At 58.9% G+C, this 15,051-nt stretch carries 16 protein-coding genes; 8 read left to right on the top strand and 8 right to left on the bottom strand.

What is annotated here, in order from left to right; translation table 11 throughout:
• The first annotated feature begins 177 nt into the window (after window positions 1-177).
• The 3 genes from ACP2YO_RS18765 (at window position 178) to ACP2YO_RS18755 (ending at window position 4,695) form a co-directional block, all read left to right on the top strand.
• Window positions 178-1,572, top strand: a complete 1,395-nt coding sequence (locus ACP2YO_RS18765; protein ID WP_426442168.1) for a histidine kinase — start codon at window positions 178-180, stop codon at window positions 1,570-1,572.
• A 117-nt stretch (window positions 1,573-1,689) separates the two neighbouring features.
• Complete coding sequence (locus ACP2YO_RS18760) at window positions 1,690-2,097, top strand: calcium-binding protein (protein WP_426443245.1); 408 nt, start codon at window positions 1,690-1,692, stop codon at window positions 2,095-2,097.
• A gap of 177 nt (window positions 2,098-2,274) precedes the next feature.
• A complete protein-coding gene (locus ACP2YO_RS18755) occupies window positions 2,275-4,695 on the top strand; it encodes a TonB-dependent receptor (RefSeq protein WP_426442167.1) in 2,421 nt (806 codons plus the stop codon).
• Window positions 4,696-4,714: 19 nt separating this feature from the next.
• On the opposite strand, the gene ACP2YO_RS18750 is transcribed toward ACP2YO_RS18755, so the two are convergent.
• Window positions 4,715-5,575: an ABC transporter permease gene (locus tag ACP2YO_RS18750; RefSeq protein ID WP_426442166.1), complete on the bottom strand. Its 861-nt coding sequence runs from the start codon at window positions 5,573-5,575 to the stop codon at window positions 4,715-4,717.
• A complete protein-coding gene (locus ACP2YO_RS18745; RefSeq protein ID WP_426442165.1) occupies window positions 5,572-6,354 on the bottom strand; it encodes an ATP-binding cassette domain-containing protein in 783 nt (260 codons plus the stop codon). Before ACP2YO_RS18745 ends, ACP2YO_RS18750 begins: the two co-directional genes overlap by 4 nt.
• Between ACP2YO_RS18745 and ACP2YO_RS18740 the strand changes: the two genes are divergently transcribed.
• The 3 genes from ACP2YO_RS18740 (at window position 6,304) to ACP2YO_RS18730 (ending at window position 7,510) form a co-directional block, all read left to right on the top strand.
• Entirely contained in the window at window positions 6,304-6,516 is a 213-nt protein-coding gene (locus tag ACP2YO_RS18740) for a hypothetical protein (protein ID WP_426443559.1), read from the top strand. The two genes, ACP2YO_RS18745 and ACP2YO_RS18740, sit on opposite strands and share 51 nt — an antisense overlap.
• Before the next feature lie 219 nt (window positions 6,517-6,735).
• Entirely contained in the window at window positions 6,736-7,077 is a 342-nt protein-coding gene (locus ACP2YO_RS18735; protein WP_426443244.1) for a c-type cytochrome, read from the top strand.
• Between the two features lie 79 nt (window positions 7,078-7,156).
• Window positions 7,157-7,510, top strand: a complete 354-nt coding sequence (locus ACP2YO_RS18730) for a hypothetical protein (protein ID WP_426443243.1) — start codon at window positions 7,157-7,159, stop codon at window positions 7,508-7,510.
• Between the two features lie 45 nt (window positions 7,511-7,555).
• Here the strand turns inward: ACP2YO_RS18730 and ACP2YO_RS18725 are convergent, their stop codons facing one another.
• Entirely contained in the window at window positions 7,556-8,371 is an 816-nt protein-coding gene (locus tag ACP2YO_RS18725; protein ID WP_426443242.1) for a quinoprotein dehydrogenase-associated SoxYZ-like carrier, read from the bottom strand.
• Between the two features lie 106 nt (window positions 8,372-8,477).
• A complete protein-coding gene (locus ACP2YO_RS18720) occupies window positions 8,478-9,413 on the bottom strand; it encodes a quinoprotein relay system zinc metallohydrolase 2 (RefSeq protein WP_426443241.1) in 936 nt (311 codons plus the stop codon).
• A 319-nt stretch (window positions 9,414-9,732) separates the two neighbouring features.
• Here ACP2YO_RS18720 and ACP2YO_RS18715 point away from each other — a divergent pair, with 319 nt between their 5' ends.
• Both ACP2YO_RS18715 and ACP2YO_RS18710 read left to right on the top strand, forming a co-directional pair.
• A complete protein-coding gene (locus tag ACP2YO_RS18715; protein ID WP_426442164.1) occupies window positions 9,733-10,782 on the top strand; it encodes a substrate-binding domain-containing protein in 1,050 nt (349 codons plus the stop codon).
• Complete coding sequence (locus ACP2YO_RS18710) at window positions 10,779-11,336, top strand: PQQ-dependent catabolism-associated CXXCW motif protein (protein ID WP_426442163.1); 558 nt, start codon at window positions 10,779-10,781, stop codon at window positions 11,334-11,336. Before ACP2YO_RS18715 ends, ACP2YO_RS18710 begins: the two co-directional genes overlap by 4 nt.
• A gap of 38 nt (window positions 11,337-11,374) precedes the next feature.
• On the opposite strand, the gene ACP2YO_RS18705 is transcribed toward ACP2YO_RS18710, so the two are convergent.
• The 4 genes from ACP2YO_RS18705 to ACP2YO_RS18690 are packed head-to-tail and all read right to left on the bottom strand — an operon-like array spanning window position 11,375 to window position 15,007.
• Complete coding sequence (locus tag ACP2YO_RS18705; RefSeq protein ID WP_426442162.1) at window positions 11,375-12,016, bottom strand: hypothetical protein; 642 nt, start codon at window positions 12,014-12,016, stop codon at window positions 11,375-11,377.
• Between the two features lie 17 nt (window positions 12,017-12,033).
• Window positions 12,034-12,963, bottom strand: a complete 930-nt coding sequence (locus ACP2YO_RS18700) for a substrate-binding periplasmic protein (RefSeq protein ID WP_426442161.1) — start codon at window positions 12,961-12,963, stop codon at window positions 12,034-12,036.
• Window positions 12,960-13,319 (bottom strand): c-type cytochrome, encoded by a 360-nt coding sequence (locus ACP2YO_RS18695; protein WP_426442160.1) that lies wholly within the window; start codon window positions 13,317-13,319, stop codon window positions 12,960-12,962. The genes ACP2YO_RS18700 and ACP2YO_RS18695 overlap by 4 nt, the downstream gene beginning before the upstream one ends.
• Before the next feature lie 2 nt (window positions 13,320-13,321).
• Window positions 13,322-15,007 carry a methanol/ethanol family PQQ-dependent dehydrogenase gene (locus ACP2YO_RS18690; protein ID WP_426442159.1) on the bottom strand — a complete coding sequence of 562 codons (1,686 nt, stop codon included), beginning with the start codon at window positions 15,005-15,007 and terminating at the stop codon, window positions 13,322-13,324.
• Window positions 15,008-15,051 lie beyond the last annotated feature (44 nt).

Below are 15,051 nucleotides of genomic sequence, written 5' to 3'. Positions count from 1 at the left end.
GCCCTTGTTGCATTGCATCAGACGAAACGAGAGATACTTCCTATCCCGCCTGACATCCTAACCGCATTGCGCATCTCGGGCGCAATTGTTGTACCGTTCGATTAGATAGCCACGCCTTTTCTCTGTCAACGCTCCTACTTTCGAGGAGCCAGCGCGGTACGATCCTGGACGAATACAATGTGGCAAAAGCTATCTTTACGCGCCCGGCTCAATACGCTGCTGGCGCTCATTCTTCTACTGGGCCTGACCATAAATATTACCCGGCTTGCGCTCGAGGCCGGACCTCGTGTTCAGGCTGAAGATCAAAGCGTCATACGACTGGCAAGGGAATTTATTGAGACGTTGGTCGTGAGTTTGAATGACACCCCGGACCCTGACGCCCGGTTGACCAAGGTCATCCGGGACCTCAACCGGCTGCGCCACGTCAGTATTACGCGCCAGGGGGAAGCGGCGGAGGTCAAGCCTTCCGCGGCAGACGCTCTCGACGATGATCAAGAACCGTCTCCGGTTCCCGCCTGGTTCGTCGCGCTTGTCCATCCGGAAAAGACCGCCGTAAATGTTCCAATCTCGATTCATGGCAGGCCTGGATCGCTCGTCATCACATCGCATCCGGACGATGAGATGAACGAGATCTGGGACGGGATCGTCACCCAGCTCCTCGTTGGTTCGGCGATCGCAATAGCCCTCTTCCTGGTCACGATGGTGGTGGTCAGCCACGCGCTTGCGCCAATTCAGTCGCTTTCCGAGGCCATGACGAAGATCGAGGCCGGGTATTATACCACCCGCGTCAGACCCGGAGGCTCACCCGAACTTGCGGCGATCTGCTCCAAGCTGAATCATCTTACAGTAACGTTGGGAGAAGCTGTCGATGAGAAACGGCGGCTGGCTGAACGTGCGGTCTCGCTGCAGGACGCCGAGCGCAAGGAGATTGCCCGCGAGCTGCACGACGAATTTGGACCCTATCTGTTCGCACTGCGCGCGCATGCCAGCTCGCTGATGCGGATCGCGGACGCACGCGAGCTGAACAGGGACGCGTTGCGAGATCAAGGCAATGTCCTCCTCGAGCAGATAAACGCCTTGCAGCAGTTTAACCGGCGGGTGCTTGAAAGGCTGCGGCCGGTTGGACTGGCGGAACTCGGCCTTTCGGAAGCGATCGGCGCCTTGCTGCGCCTGTGGAGTACGTCTCATCCGGAAGTGGACATCGAAACAGCGATTTCGCGATCACTCGGCGAGACCGGCGAGACGGCGGAATTGACTATTTATCGCATCATCCAGGAGGCCCTGACCAACGTCTTCCGACATGCCGGCGCAACACGGGTCGAGATCATTGTCGAGCCGACGCCATCTGGCCACCCGGGCACAACGCCGCTTGGCAGCGAGGCGATCATGGTGAGCGTTCGCGACAACGGTTCTGGCCTGGCTCCCGATCATAAACAGGGTTTCGGCCTGATCGGGATGCGAGAGCGGGTACTGGCCCTGGGCGGCACGATGACCGTGGTATCGACTAATCAGGGCGTGACCGTCGAAGCCTTGGTGCCGACCGGAACGCAGCAGTTCCCCGCCCCCCTTTGACGCACGCCTGCTCCGCATTGACCGGGAGAAACAGGAATATTAGCCTGATTTGGCAGGATAAATTCGTCGCCAGCCTTGGCGGGAATGTCTGTCATCGCACTCAGGAGGTCACACATCATGATAACGCGACGCACAATCGTTGGTTCGTTGGCGGTCGGGACGTTGCTCGTCACCGTATTGCCGGTCATGGCGAAATCCGGGCATGCGAACCTGATGCGGATGCTCGACACCGACAACGACGGGACCGTCGATCTTGCGGAAGCGAAGGCTGCGGCTTCTGCACTGTTTGATAGGCTTGAGCGGGACAAGGATAGCACGCTGGACAAGCACGAATTGACCAGGAGATTGTCGGTCAAAGAGTTGGCCGCAGCCGATCCCGACCACGATGGCACGCTCACAAAGGACGAGTATCTGGCCCTCGTTGAACAGCGCTTCAATGCCGCCGATCCCGATCATGATGGGACACTGGACGCCAAGGAATTGAACAGCCCGGCGGGCAAGGCCCTGTTGCGACTCCTACGATAGTCAGAAAGTTGAAGGCGCGTGCCTGGCCGGCAAACCATATCGGGAAATTTTCCCGAATCGTTTCGGGAGTATCAGCAATCAAGCTGGGACGTTTTGTAGCTATCCGATCCCGATCCATATGGCGATAATATCCCGCACCCAACCGGCGGAAACAGCCGGTGGGCATGGGAGTGAGAGATGAGTGCCCGCTACGCATTGATCGCCTCGATATCGGTATGCCTGCTTCCGGGGAATAGCGAAGGTGCATTCGCCCAAGACGCACCTGGCGCCGTACAGACTTTGCCACCAGTCACGGTAACCGGGACAAGGCCCAGCGCTAAGCGTGGAAGGGAGCAGACTGCGGCGCGGAGGGTTCGCGCGAGGCCCACCGTCCCCGCCTATCCGTCCACGCCGCTCGCCGGCGGCGACATCGAAGCCGACAAGACTCCGGCCAGCGTCAATGCCGTCAACGCCGACCAAATCAAACAGACCGGATCGCTTAACATCTCCGATTCGTTGGTAAAATACGTGCCCGGAATCACTGTCAATGAAGTGGCTGGCAATCCCTTCCAGCACAACGTGCAATTTCGCGGCTTTGTCGCTTCTCCGGTGTCCGGCACGCCGCAGGGATTGGCGGTGTATCAGAACGGCGTGCGCATCAACGAGGCTTTCGGCGACACCGTCAACTGGGATCTGATCCCGACCGCCGCCATTCAATCGGTCAATCTGGTAACCAACAATCCTGCGTTCGGCTTGAACGCCCTGGGTGGGGCGATCGACGTGAAGATGAAGGACGGCTTCAACTATCATGGCACCGAAATCGACATTATGGGCGGCTCATTCGGACGCCTGCAGAGTTCGGTGCAATGGGGCCGGCAGTTCGGTGATTTCGCTGTATACGGCGCGCTCGAAGGATTGCACGACGACGGATTTCGTAATTTCTCGGCCTCGAACGTCCGGCGTTTCTACGGCGACATCGGCACCAGAAACGACCAGGCCGAGATTCATATCAATATGGGTGTGGCCGATAACGATTTCGGCGCCGCCGCGACCGTGCCGGCCGAACTGCTCCAGCAATATTGGGGCGCGACCTACACCACGCCACAAACGTCGACCAACAAGGTCGCCTACGTCAATTTGACGGGAAAGGTCGAGGTCTCGCCGACCTGGACCATCGACGGCGTCGCGCATGTCCGGATCTTTGACCGGAAAACGCAGGACGCCAATCCGACGGGAACCCAGCCCTGCGACGCCAGTGCGGCGTTGCTGTGCTTTGGCGACGGTAGCACCCAGGCCAACGGCTTGCATGGAGCGCAACTCGCGAATCCCTTCGACCCAAGTGCCGTGCTGGGGGAAAACGATCGAACGTCAACCTATACGACGACAACGGGAATTTCATTGCAGGCGACCAACACCGAGCAATTGTTTGGACACAACAACCACTTTGTGGTCGGCGCCAGCTACGACTACAGCTCCACCCATTTTCTCGGTAGCGCGGAGTTAGGAACGTTCGGACCCAACTACGTCCTCAGTGGTTCCGGAATCTTCCTCGGCGATTCCGGTAACCCGGTTTCAGACGGCCCGGTCGATCTTCGCACGACCAATCAATATACCGGGCTCTACGCGCTCGATACCTTCGACGTCACCAACAGGTTCTCGATCACGGCCGGCGGTCGTTTCAATGTTGCCAACATCAAGCTGCAAGACCAGATTGGCACTGCGCTAAATGGCAATAGCACATACACCCGTTTCAATCCGATTATTGGAGGCACTTACAAGATAACATCCGGATTGACGGCCTATGCCGGCTACTCCGAGGCGAACCGTGCGCCGACCCCGCTCGAACTCGGATGCGCCGATCCCGCGCATCCCTGCATCATCGCATCATTCCTGGTTTCCGACCCACCATTGAAACAGGTCGTATCGCGCACCGTAGAGGCCGGCTTCCGCGGCACGAGCGAGATCAGCATCGGCACGGTCGGATGGAAAGTGGGAGCGTTTCGCGCGGACAATTCCGATGACATCCTCAACATTCCCAGTACGGTCCTGCAAGGCTTCGGCTATTTCCAAAATGTTGGCTCGACCCGCCGTCAGGGTATCGAGGCCGAGGTCACCTTGAAGTCGAACAAGCTGCAGGTGAACGCCAGCTACACTCTCGTGGACGCGCGTTTTCTGGATGCGCTGCAACTCGGCTCAAACAGCCCCTTTGCCGATACTAATGGCAACATCCAAGTCATGCCCGGCAACCGGATTCCGGCTATCCCACGCAACCGGCTGAAAGCGGGTATCGACTATGCCGTTACCGACGAGCTCAAGGTCGGCGGCGATGTGCTTTACGTCAGCAGTCAATATTTCGTTGGTGATGAATCCAACCAGTTCATGCGGTTGCCGTCCTACGCCGTCGCCAACCTCCATGCCTCCTATCAGCTCACCAAGAACGTTCAGATCTATGCGCGTGCAAACAACATCTTCAACAATCTGTACGCAAGCTATGGAACATTCTTCGATACCGGCGCCCTTCCCAACTTTGCCAATGGCGGCGCACCGTTCACCGACCCGCGTTCGCTCAGTCCGGCGCAGCCGCGCGCCTTCTATACCGGCATAAAGATCACGTTCTGAAGCCTCTGGAATACCGGCATCAACCCGCGGGGCCGCCACGGCGGGCCAGGAAGCCACGGGCTGGATCGTATGCCAGGATCGCACCGAACAGAAATACGACAGTACAACCGACGACGACCGCCAGCGAAATCCAGGCGACCTGCTCGTAAAGCGCGAAGCGAATGAGCTCGGTGGCGTGAGTGAAGGGATTGAGCTCGCAGATATAATACAGCAGCGGGCTGGATTCCTTAACTCGCCACAGCGGGTAGAGCGCCGACGAGGCAAAAAACATCGGAAAAATCACGAAATTCATGACGCCCGCAAAATTCTCCAGCTGCTTGATCAGCGACGAGATCAGCATTCCCAGCGCACCCAGCATGAAGCCGCTGAGGAGCAATGCCGGCAACAGAGTGAGATAACCCAGATGAGGCGGTTCGATTTCCCAGAACCACGCAATCAGCAAGAAGGCATAGGCCTGCAGCACCGAGACCAGCGTGCCTGCCAGAAGTTTCGACGTTAGCAGCCACCAGCGCGGGAATGGGCTGACCAGCAGCGTCCGCATTCCACCGGTTTCCCGGTCATAGACCATTGTCAGCGACGATTGCATACCGTTGAAAAGCTGGATCATCGCGATCAATCCGGGAGCGATATACACCTCGTAAAGGACGTAGGTCTCGTACGGTGGAATGATCGAGACGCCGAGCACCTGACGAAACCCGGCGGCAAAAATGAAGAGCCAGACCAGCGGGCGCACCAGCGCCGAGACAAAGCGTTCGCGCTGGTGGATGAAACGCAAGGCTTCGCGCCGGACGATGCCCTTGAGGCAGATGAAGTACTGCGCCAGCGAGAAACTGTGTCTGTCGGCGACCCGCCTATCCGTCGTCTGAGCGATAGCCGTCATTTGGCCATCTCCAGTTCGCCCTGATCAGCGCCACCGGTCAGCCGGTTGAATGCCTCGCGGAGATCGGCGCCGCCGGATCGGCCGACGACATCGCCGACCAATCCGTGCGCGAGCACGCGACCCTTGTGAAGGATGACCACGTCATCGCCTGTCCGCGCTTCGTCTATGAGATGCGTTGCCCAGAGCACGCCGATGCCGTCGTCCATCGATAGCCGGCGCACATGATCGAGGATGTCGGCGCGCGCCTTGATATCCAGACCAACTGTTGGCTCGTCGAGCAGAAGCAGCCGAGGCTGATGCAGCAACGCGCGGGCAATCTCGATCCGCCGCATCTGACCAATCGAAAGATTTCCGACCCGGTCGGCACTGCGATCGGCCATAGCTACGCGATCAAGCACCTGGGCGAGAAGCTCGTTAGCCCGTTTGCTGGCGATTCCATGCAGTGCGGCGTGATACATCAGGTTCTGGCGGACCGAAATATCGATATCGAGGGCCCGGGACTGAAAGACGACGCCGAGCTTGCTCAGGGCCGCACCCGGTTCGCCCGCAACATCATGACCGAAAATTCGGATCTGCCCCGATCGAATTGCATAGAGCCGTGTAATCAACGAAAACAACGTCGACTTTCCGGCGCCGTTCAATCCTAACAGGACTGTAAACGACGATGGCCGCACCGTTAGAGTGACATCGTTCAGCGCGACCCGCGCGCCATAACGATGGCTGACGCGATGGACATCAAGCGCCAGATTCTGATTGAGATCGAATGGTGTCATGACCATTCCCAAATCCGCGACGCCATCAGCGACACCGGCGGCACGACATATCGTTTCCTCGTTGCCGATTGTCGCTGCATCGCATCATGCCAATCTTTGACGCTCGAACTCCCGAGGGTTCGCGGCTGGCCGTTTAACCCAGTGCGTTGCCGGCAGCAAGATCTGTAAGCATTTGGACGTCGTGCCTTCAACTATACGAAAAGCTAGCGTAATCTACCGATGACTTGTGGCGCCCGACCTTGACCCCCATTGTTGATCCTGACAAATTATTTGACGTCTGTTGTGAAAATTCGTCCGAACACAAAACCGAGGAAGGGATCGGTGGCAAATCTTCGGGTTTACCTCTTCGCTGCTTGGTCCATATCCGGCTTGGCACTATCGGGTTCGATGGGCGCCGCAAACGCTCAGGAGGCCGCACTTGGGGAGAAGGTCTTTCTCAAATGCAAGATATGCCATCAAATTGGCGAGGGCGCAAAGAATGCGGTCGGCCCGGTGTTGAATGGCGTGGTGGGCCGCAAGGCCGGCACCTATCCGGACTACTCTTACAGCGAAGCCAACAAGAATTCGGGCATCACCTGGGATGAGGCGACCCTGAAGGAATATCTGAAAGACCCTCGCGCCAAAGTCCCCGGAACAAAGATGATCTTCCCCGGCTTGACGAAGGATGACGACATCAACAATGTCATCGCCTATCTCAAGCAATTCGGAGCTGACGGCAAGAAGTCGTGATCGGAACTCCCTGACCGGCGAGCGCAACAGTTCACTGCGTCGGCGTACCGGGCGACGAAAGGCGCTAACGATGGCTCGCATGCACGGCCCGTTCCGATGGTGTGTTCTGGTGGGGATCCTGATCGCCGCTGCGGTCGCAAGCGCAAAGGCTGAGGACCTCAACGACTATCCGACATCGGCGCGCGCGGACTATGTCTTCGGATGCATGAAGGCCAACGGAGAAACGCAGGAGCTTTTGCAGAAATGTTCCTGCTCGATCGACGTGATCGCCTCGATCATTCCATATGATCGCTACGTGAGCGCCGAAACAATTCTTTCGATGTCGCAGGTCACCGGGCCCGTCGGTTCTGAATTCCGGTCGACCGAGCCAGCCAGGCTGGCACTGCAGGAGTTCCGTCGGGCACAGGCGGAAGCGGAAATTCGCTGCTTCTGAACCGGACAAGATCGCCGCAGCTTGCCCCAAGTAAAGAAATGCCGGCTACAGCATCGGCTTCATAATCGGCCACTCGCCCCTGAACACATGTTTATCCGTATCGACGGCTTCGACACGGAAATCCGCGGCACCATTGGGCTTGTAGTTGAAGCGGATATTCGGGTCTTCCGAGATCGCGATGCCGCCATCCATCGTTACCATGAGCTCGTCGCCCTGCCAGATCTTGAGGTTCTCGATAAAGAATGGCGGGATGTACAGGCGGGTCAGCTGATCCATCTGCAAACCGGAATTCTGCGGGTGACGCAGCATGATCTGGGCCTCCGGCATCGTACTGGCCTCAGACCGGAACGTCCGGAATTTCATCTGCCCGAGCATCGATTTGGTGGCGTCGGCATTCGACGCCGCCGGGGCCGAGCAGCCACCCGATGCTTTCACGAACGTTTTGACACCATAAAGCTTGCCGTCGCTGAGTTCGGCGACGAGCCGAACGTAGGAGTAGGTGTTGACCCGGATACGCGCCGAAATCGACGTCACGCCGGAACGAGGCGCGATTGTGAAAGTCCCGGCGACCGGTGCGGGATTTTCGTCAATGACGAGCGTTAACGATTGCAGCGTACGCTTATCGTCCGGGGAGAAGTCAACGCGCATGCCGATCGGAACGACGGCAGCATCCTCCGCACGGCGCGGCGCATCAAGAATCACAAGGCCGCTCCCGTCAAGAACTGGACGGTCCTTGAAGATGTCACCCTTGATGCTGTTCCAGGTCTCTTCCGAAGGCTGCTCCTGGCTGGCGGCGGTCTGAGCGTTCGCCCGCAACGAGCCAGCCAAATTCAGCGGTCCCGCCAGACACAGCGCTGCCATCAAGGCCGGGACGATCATCCTGGAGAAAACCAACATGGCCGAACTCCATTTCCAAAATGAAGCAGCTGGGAAGCTATCCGAAAACGCCCTATCCGGCAAGGCGCGGTCATTCCCACTCGAGTTCGCCGAATGCTGCAATGACATTACGCGAATTGTACTCGTCGAACAGTTTCCATTTCGATTGCTGGCCGCGTCCGGCCGTTTGTGCCGCCTGAGTAAGCGGTATCCCTTTGGCGATCAGAACTCTTACTTCTTTGGCAAGACTCTCTAAATAGCGTTGCTCGTCGGCAATGGCGCCGCGCCAATTGGAAACGACGGGTCCATGTCCGGGAACGACCCGTTCGGCGGGAACGCGCAACAGCTCCGGCAGGTCGGTCAGAAAACCACGGATACTGCCGTCGATGACCGGCACATGCTCGACGAATAGCAGATCGCCCGCAAACAGCGTGGACGTGGCATCGTCGAACACCGTCAGGTCGTTATCGGTATGCGCGGGCGGCCATGCCTTCAGCGTCAGGACGCGCTTGCCGAGGTCGATCTGCGTTTCACCGTCGACCAGCAGCGTCGGCGGCACAATCTTCACGTCGTCAATCAGGGGATCGCCGAGCACGCCGCGAAATGACTTGAGATAATATTCACCCCGGGCCGTCAGCGCGCGCGGCAAGTTCTTGTGCCCGACAAAGATGCTTCCCTCTCGGGCAAACGCCGCATTGCCGAAAATGTGATCTGGATGAACATGGGTGTTGACGACATAGCGAACCGGCTTCTGCGTCACTGCGCGGATGGCTGCAAGGAGGCGCGCACCTTCGCGCGCGCTGCCGCCAGTATCGATCACGGCCACCGCGTCGTCGCCGACGATGAAGCCGACATTGGCGGCATCGCCCTGGTTGGCCTCGGTCATCATATCGATCTTGCCAACGTGAACGTAGACACCGGGTGCGACCTCGGAGATCGGCAGCGGCGTCGGCTGACTTTTCTGTTGTGCACTGCAATCGCGGGAAACAAGAGCAAAAGCACAAATCCCGGTGAGAATACTGCCCACCAACCGAAAAATTCTCGCGCTGCATCGATGAAAACGGAAATCGCGAACAGCAACGCAAACTAAATCATGTCGGCTGGTCGCTGGTTCACCGTCCATGTCAGGTCCTCTCATAATGGGCCACAAGGAGCGGCGCGCGATCTTCGCCACGATCGAAGCCAGCCAGCATTTACTGTTCAGTGCGTCGTCACCGACCTTCAGGTTCCCGTCCGCACTGCACCGCAAGAGGCATTCGACCTGTACCAAATCACAACTTGCCTATGGCTGGAGAGTTACCTAGTCTTTTTTTGCTTTTTGCCCGGCTCACTAGTGGTCGTCGCCAGTGGCGGCCACAACGTTAATGACGCCAACGGTGCCATTGCGGATGGCAGGCTACCGGTCCGAAACCACGAAGCAGACAGAAGAAGTTGTACGGGGACTAATGAGCGCACAGCATATCGAAAACCCGGCGCGGCCCTCGCGTCGTTCATCAACGCGGTCGACGATAGTAATTGCATCACTCCTCGGAGTGCTGACCTGCGGGCTGGCAGCTTTGCGGCCGGTCGAGGCCTTAGCGCAAGCGCCCGCTCAAATACCAACACAAGGCAACGAATCCGGCTCGCTGGAGCTTGTCGATCCCAACGTATTTCGCGCCTGCGGCGATCCCCGCAATCTGCCGTTCTCCAACGACAGGAGCGAGGGATTTGAGAACAAGCTCGCCGAATTGTTCGCGGCTAAGCTCGGCAAGAAACTCAGCTACACTTATTTTCCGCAAGCTACCGGCTTCGTGCGAATGACGCTGGGCTCCTACCGCTGCGACGTCATCATGGGATTCCCGCAAGGCGACGACCAGGCGCAGGCCACAATCCCCTATTACCGGACGACCTACGCGCTGATCACCAAACGCGGCAGCGGTCTTGAGGATGTCACCGCAATCAATGATCCTCGGCTTAAAGACAAACGGATCGGCGTTGTCGCGAAGACGCCGCCCAGCACCAATATGGCTGTCAATGGCTTGTTGGCCAAAGCCAAATCCTATCCGCTCTTTATCGATACCCGTGCGGATTCCTCGGCACAAGCCATGATCGACGATCTCAACCAGGACAAGATCGATTGCGGCATATTGTGGGGCCCGATGGCCGGCTATTTCGCGGCAAAGGCCAACCCGCCTCTGGTCGTCGTGCCGCTCGTCAAAGAGACGATGGGACCGCAAATGACCTATCGCATCGGCATGGCCGTGCGTGCGGCGGACCAGGAATGGAAACGGACGCTCAATAAGCTGATTACAGAGAACCAGACCGAGATCAACAAGCTCTTGATCAGCTACAACATTCCGATCCTCGACGACTCCAACGCACCGATCACCTCCGACACGCTATCCAAGAGGCCATGACGAGGGCCGCCGTCAGCTTCGCGCTGGTAGCGACGATCCTGGCCGCCGCAGACACTCGGGCAGCGGATGTAACCGAGCCGGAGACCTATCGCTCTGAGGATTATCGCGCGCCGACGCCCACCACGCTGCGTGGCGCCAAGGTAATCGGAACGGAAGAAGCAGAAAAGGTGTGGCGCAACCATATGGCATCCTTCGTCGATGTGCTGCCAAGACCGCCTCGCCCGCGCAATTTGCCGGCAGGTACGCTGTGGCGGGACAAGCCGCGCTCGGATATTCCGGGCAGTATCTGGCTGCCCGACACCGGCTATGGCGAGCTCGCGCCCAGCATGGCCGACTATTTCGTCAAGGGCCTGAAGAAAGCGACCCATGGCGATCCCGCCAGGCTTCTTGTGCTCTATTGCTTGGCCGATTGCTGGATGTCGTGGAACGCCGCCAAGCGCGCGCGAGAGATCGGCTATTCGAACGTGGCGTGGTATCGCGAAGGGACCGACGGCTGGCTTGCCGCCGGTCTTCCACTGGAAGAAGCCATACCGGAGCCGCGGCCGGACCAATAGGCCAGACTGGCGGCGGCTGAAGCGATGCGCCTGAATTCCTATTTCCTGGCCGGATCGGCATTCAAAACGTTCTGGATCGCGCCTCCCAAATCGAACAAGCGCTTTTCGATCTGGACCGGCACGTCGCAAACATAGGATGTCGATTTCCGCCGATCCTCGAAAATGCGCGTCTGCCATGCCAGCCGGCTGGCGAGGTCCTCGGTCTCGGCCTGGCTGGCGTCCGGCTTGTCCTGTATGTCCCGCAACTTCTGTGCTTCTGCGCGGATGTCGTCGGCAGCGGACTTCTGCTTACGGGAAAAGCGTTCGATGCCGTTCATGACCTCGTCGCGCTGCGCATTGAGCGTCGAATATAAGGCGGCGAAAAGCATCTTTGCCTTTTCCAGTTTTTCAGCGTCGGTTCCGGCTAGATAATCCGCAATCAGCTTCTTGGCGTCCTCGATCGGAGTGCGGCGGGCAGCCAGCCTCGTCACCAGATCGGCTTCCTTGGCATCGGCCGGCTTGGCGTCGATGCCCTCGACCGAAGGGCCATTCCACACGCTTGCGATCGAAATTCCGGGTACTTTCAACTGCTGGCATGGCCAGTCTGGGTAGCGCGGGTCCAACGCGCGGGAAGGCTGCACCCAGCACGCAGTCACCATGAGCACAGCGCAGAAACTCAAATCACGCATCGAAAGGCTCACGGCGCGCCTCCCTCGACTTACTTCTGATGCAACGCCTTCATCATGGCGTCGCCCAGGACAACCGGCTCACGCGGCGGCAAGAAACTGACACCAGCCGCTTCGGCAAGCTTGGCCACCGTTCCGTCGGACTGCAACGCGGACAACGCCTTGTTGACGTCGGCCAGCAGAGCCGTGTTGCCAGCCAGACCGACATAGCCGCGATTGACGCCGATTGGATAAAAATATCGAGAAGCCGTCAATTTGGTATCCGTGTGGGTAGCGCGATAGGCGTCGAACCTGCGCAGATCGAGCAGCGTCGCGTCGAGGTCACCTCGTTCGAGCGAGCCCAACAGATCGACCCGGGTTGGAACCAGATGCGTGATGTCATCGATCAGCTTGCCGTTATCGAAAGTCATCAGGAGCGCGTCAGCCAATGTCCCGCTTTCAACGCCGATCCGTAGCCCCGCGAGATCACCGATACCGGTGATCTGCTGCTTCGCCGCCTTGGGTCCGAGCACAACAGTCAGCGCCGAATAGATATACGGATCGGTCGGAGTGAGGACGCCGAGCGGCACTCGCCGCCTATGGTCTGGGCCGGTGGCGCCTTCAAAATCAGGCAGCTTCGCGGTCTTGAGGCCCGGCACGACCAACGAGTTGGTGGTCAGGGCATAACCGCCGACCAGAGAGCAGCGGCCGTCCGAGAGCAACGCGTTGGTTTCCAGCGCTGGCGACGAATCCTCATCGAGCTTGCTTTCGAACCATTGGATTTCCAGCGACCGGCCAAGCCGCTGCGCTACCGCCTGCGCCAATGCGACGTCGAAGCCGCTGGCTGGCTTGCCCCGATGATGCGCCGACAGTGGCGGCAGATCTTCGTCCAGACAGACCCGCAGCACGTCGGCGGCGGCAACCGCGGGCATCGCCGCGATCGCCATCAATGCGATACCTGCTGCATACAACCAGATTCTCATGGCTTTCTTTGGCTCGAAACGTAGGCCCATAACGCGCCGATCTGATCGTCATTCAGGAGGTCGCCCCAAGGCGGCATCCTGCCATTCTTGCCATTCTTCACCGTGGTGAAGAAACGCGTCTTGTCATCAGGAAATCTACGCAGATCTGGCGTGATCGTACCGGCGTTCATCATACCGGGGCCGTGGCAATGCGAGCACTTCCCGGCATAGGTCATTTTTCCATGGTCGATCTGTGCCTGATCGCCCGCATCATTTTGCGGCCGAGTCGCGGTGATTTGTGTTGCAGTCTGCGCACTTGCCGTCGCCATCGTTGCGACGGCGGCGAAACACGCCGCCGCCCAACTGAAAGGTCGCATGATCACTCGCGCGCTACCTTTTGCGGTTTCTTCACGGCGAAGACCCACAACGATCCGCCAGTCGGCACCTGGGCGAGGCGCTCGTCACCCGAGAACAGTGAGTAGACGCCGCCATAGCCGCTGGTCACAGCAACGTATTGGATGCCATCCTGTTCCCACGTCACCGGCTGCCCTTCGATGCCGGAGCCAGTCTGGAATTGCCAAAGCTTCTTTCCATCGTTCGCGTCGAACGCCTCGAACTCGCCGGTTAGCTGACCCGAGAACACGACGCCACCCGCGGTCGACAGTACGCCCGAGAAGCGCGGGATATCGCTTGGCACTTCCCACTTGGCTTTGCCGGTCAAAGGATCGATCGCCTTGAGATGACCGCGCGGCCCGGTACCCCAATCCCAGAGGTCCGTGAGATCCATGCCGACGTACCACTCCCCGGCCTTATACGTTGCCGGTTCAGTCTTGTAGTGGCCGCCGAACGCAAGCGTATTGGCGTAAGCCAAGCCGGTCTGCGGATCGTAGGACATAGGCTCCCAGTTCTTGCCACCGAGAATCGAAGGATACACGACAACCTTCTTGCCCTCGCGCGCGTCCTTTGTGACATCGGTTTCGACCGGGCGTCCCGTCTTCATGTCAATGCTGCTGGCCCAGTTCACCTTCACATACGGATTAGCGGCAAGCAGCTTGCCGTTGGTCCGATCGAGGACATAGAAGAAGCCGTTGCGATTGGCGTCCATCAGTACCTTGGTCGGCTTGCCGTCGATCTTGATGTCGGCGAGCACCATCTCGGCGACGGCATCATAGTCGAACGGATTGTTCGGAGAGAATTGATAGTGCCACTTGATCTTGCCGGTCTTCGCATCGAGCGCTAGTACCGAGCAGGTGTAGAGATTGTCACCTGGACGTCCCGCGGCGTTGAACGGCCCGGGGTTGCCGACGCCCCAATAGACCGTGTGCAATTCGGGGTCGTAAGAACCGGTGATCCAAGTCGATCCACCGCCGAATTTCCAGGTGTCGCCCTTCCAGGTGTCGCCGTTCGGTTCATCCGGGCTCGGGACTGTGTAGGTGCGCCACAGATGTTTGCCCGATTCCGGATCCCATCCGTCGATGAAATCGCGAGTACCGAACTCGGCGCCGGAGACGCCGGTCAGAACGACACCGTCGGCGACAAGCGGCGCCATCGTCATCGAGTAGCCTTCCTTGATGTCGGCGGCCTTCTCGCGCCACAATTCCTTTCCGGTCTTGGCATCCAGCGCGATGACATTGGCGTCGAGCGTGGTACGGAACAGCCTGCCGTCCAAGATCGCGACGCCGCGATTGATGATACCGCAGCAAACGATACGCGGGGTCTCCGGCGGATACTCGACCTTCGTCTTCCAGATCTGCTTGCCAGTCTTGACGTCAACCGCCATCGTCGCGCTGTTACTGGTGACATAGATGACGCCCTGGTAGACGAGCGGCTGCGACTCCTCGCTGCGGTCGTCGGCAAGACTGTAGCTCCAGACCGGAGTAAGGTTCTTGACGGTTTCCTGGTTGATCTGGGTCAGCGGGCTGAACCGCTGCAGGTTATAGCCCATGCCGTAATTAAGAACGTTCGACGTGTCGGCCGCACCCTTGACCAATTGATCGGCCGTTTGAGCACTCGCGCCAAACGGCGCCAGAACCGCCAGGCCAGCGGCCAGCGCTATCCCTTTCATGCCTTCCTCCCAACGAACTTTCCACGGGATTTTTTCCCGCTGTC

It is taken from the genome of Bradyrhizobium genosp. P (assembly GCF_049949265.1).
Lineage (GTDB): Bacteria > Pseudomonadota > Alphaproteobacteria > Rhizobiales > Xanthobacteraceae > Bradyrhizobium.
Note: the sequence above shows the minus strand (reverse complement) of the source record. Positions and strands in the feature narration are given on the sequence as shown.

Coding starts and splice junctions, on each gene's coding strand:
- ACP2YO_RS18765 (WP_426442168.1), top strand. CDS start 178: ATGTGGCAAAAGCTATCTTTACGCGCCCGGCTCAATACGCTGCTGGCG.
- ACP2YO_RS18760 (WP_426443245.1), top strand. CDS start 1,690: ATGATAACGCGACGCACAATCGTTGGTTCGTTGGCGGTCGGGACGTTG.
- ACP2YO_RS18755 (WP_426442167.1), top strand. CDS start 2,275: ATGAGTGCCCGCTACGCATTGATCGCCTCGATATCGGTATGCCTGCTT.
- ACP2YO_RS18750 (WP_426442166.1), bottom strand. CDS start 5,575: ATGACGGCTATCGCTCAGACGACGGATAGGCGGGTCGCCGACAGACAC.
- ACP2YO_RS18740 (WP_426443559.1), top strand. CDS start 6,304: ATGGACATCAAGCGCCAGATTCTGATTGAGATCGAATGGTGTCATGAC.
- ACP2YO_RS18745 (WP_426442165.1), bottom strand. CDS start 6,354: ATGGTCATGACACCATTCGATCTCAATCAGAATCTGGCGCTTGATGTC.
- ACP2YO_RS18735 (WP_426443244.1), top strand. CDS start 6,736: ATGGGCGCCGCAAACGCTCAGGAGGCCGCACTTGGGGAGAAGGTCTTT.
- ACP2YO_RS18730 (WP_426443243.1), top strand. CDS start 7,157: ATGCACGGCCCGTTCCGATGGTGTGTTCTGGTGGGGATCCTGATCGCC.
- ACP2YO_RS18725 (WP_426443242.1), bottom strand. CDS start 8,371: ATGGCAGCGCTGTGTCTGGCGGGACCGCTGAATTTGGCTGGCTCGTTG.
- ACP2YO_RS18710 (WP_426442163.1), top strand. CDS start 10,779: ATGACGAGGGCCGCCGTCAGCTTCGCGCTGGTAGCGACGATCCTGGCC.
- ACP2YO_RS18700 (WP_426442161.1), bottom strand. CDS start 12,963: ATGAGAATCTGGTTGTATGCAGCAGGTATCGCATTGATGGCGATCGCG.
- ACP2YO_RS18695 (WP_426442160.1), bottom strand. CDS start 13,319: ATGCGACCTTTCAGTTGGGCGGCGGCGTGTTTCGCCGCCGTCGCAACG.
- ACP2YO_RS18690 (WP_426442159.1), bottom strand. CDS start 15,007: ATGAAAGGGATAGCGCTGGCCGCTGGCCTGGCGGTTCTGGCGCCGTTT.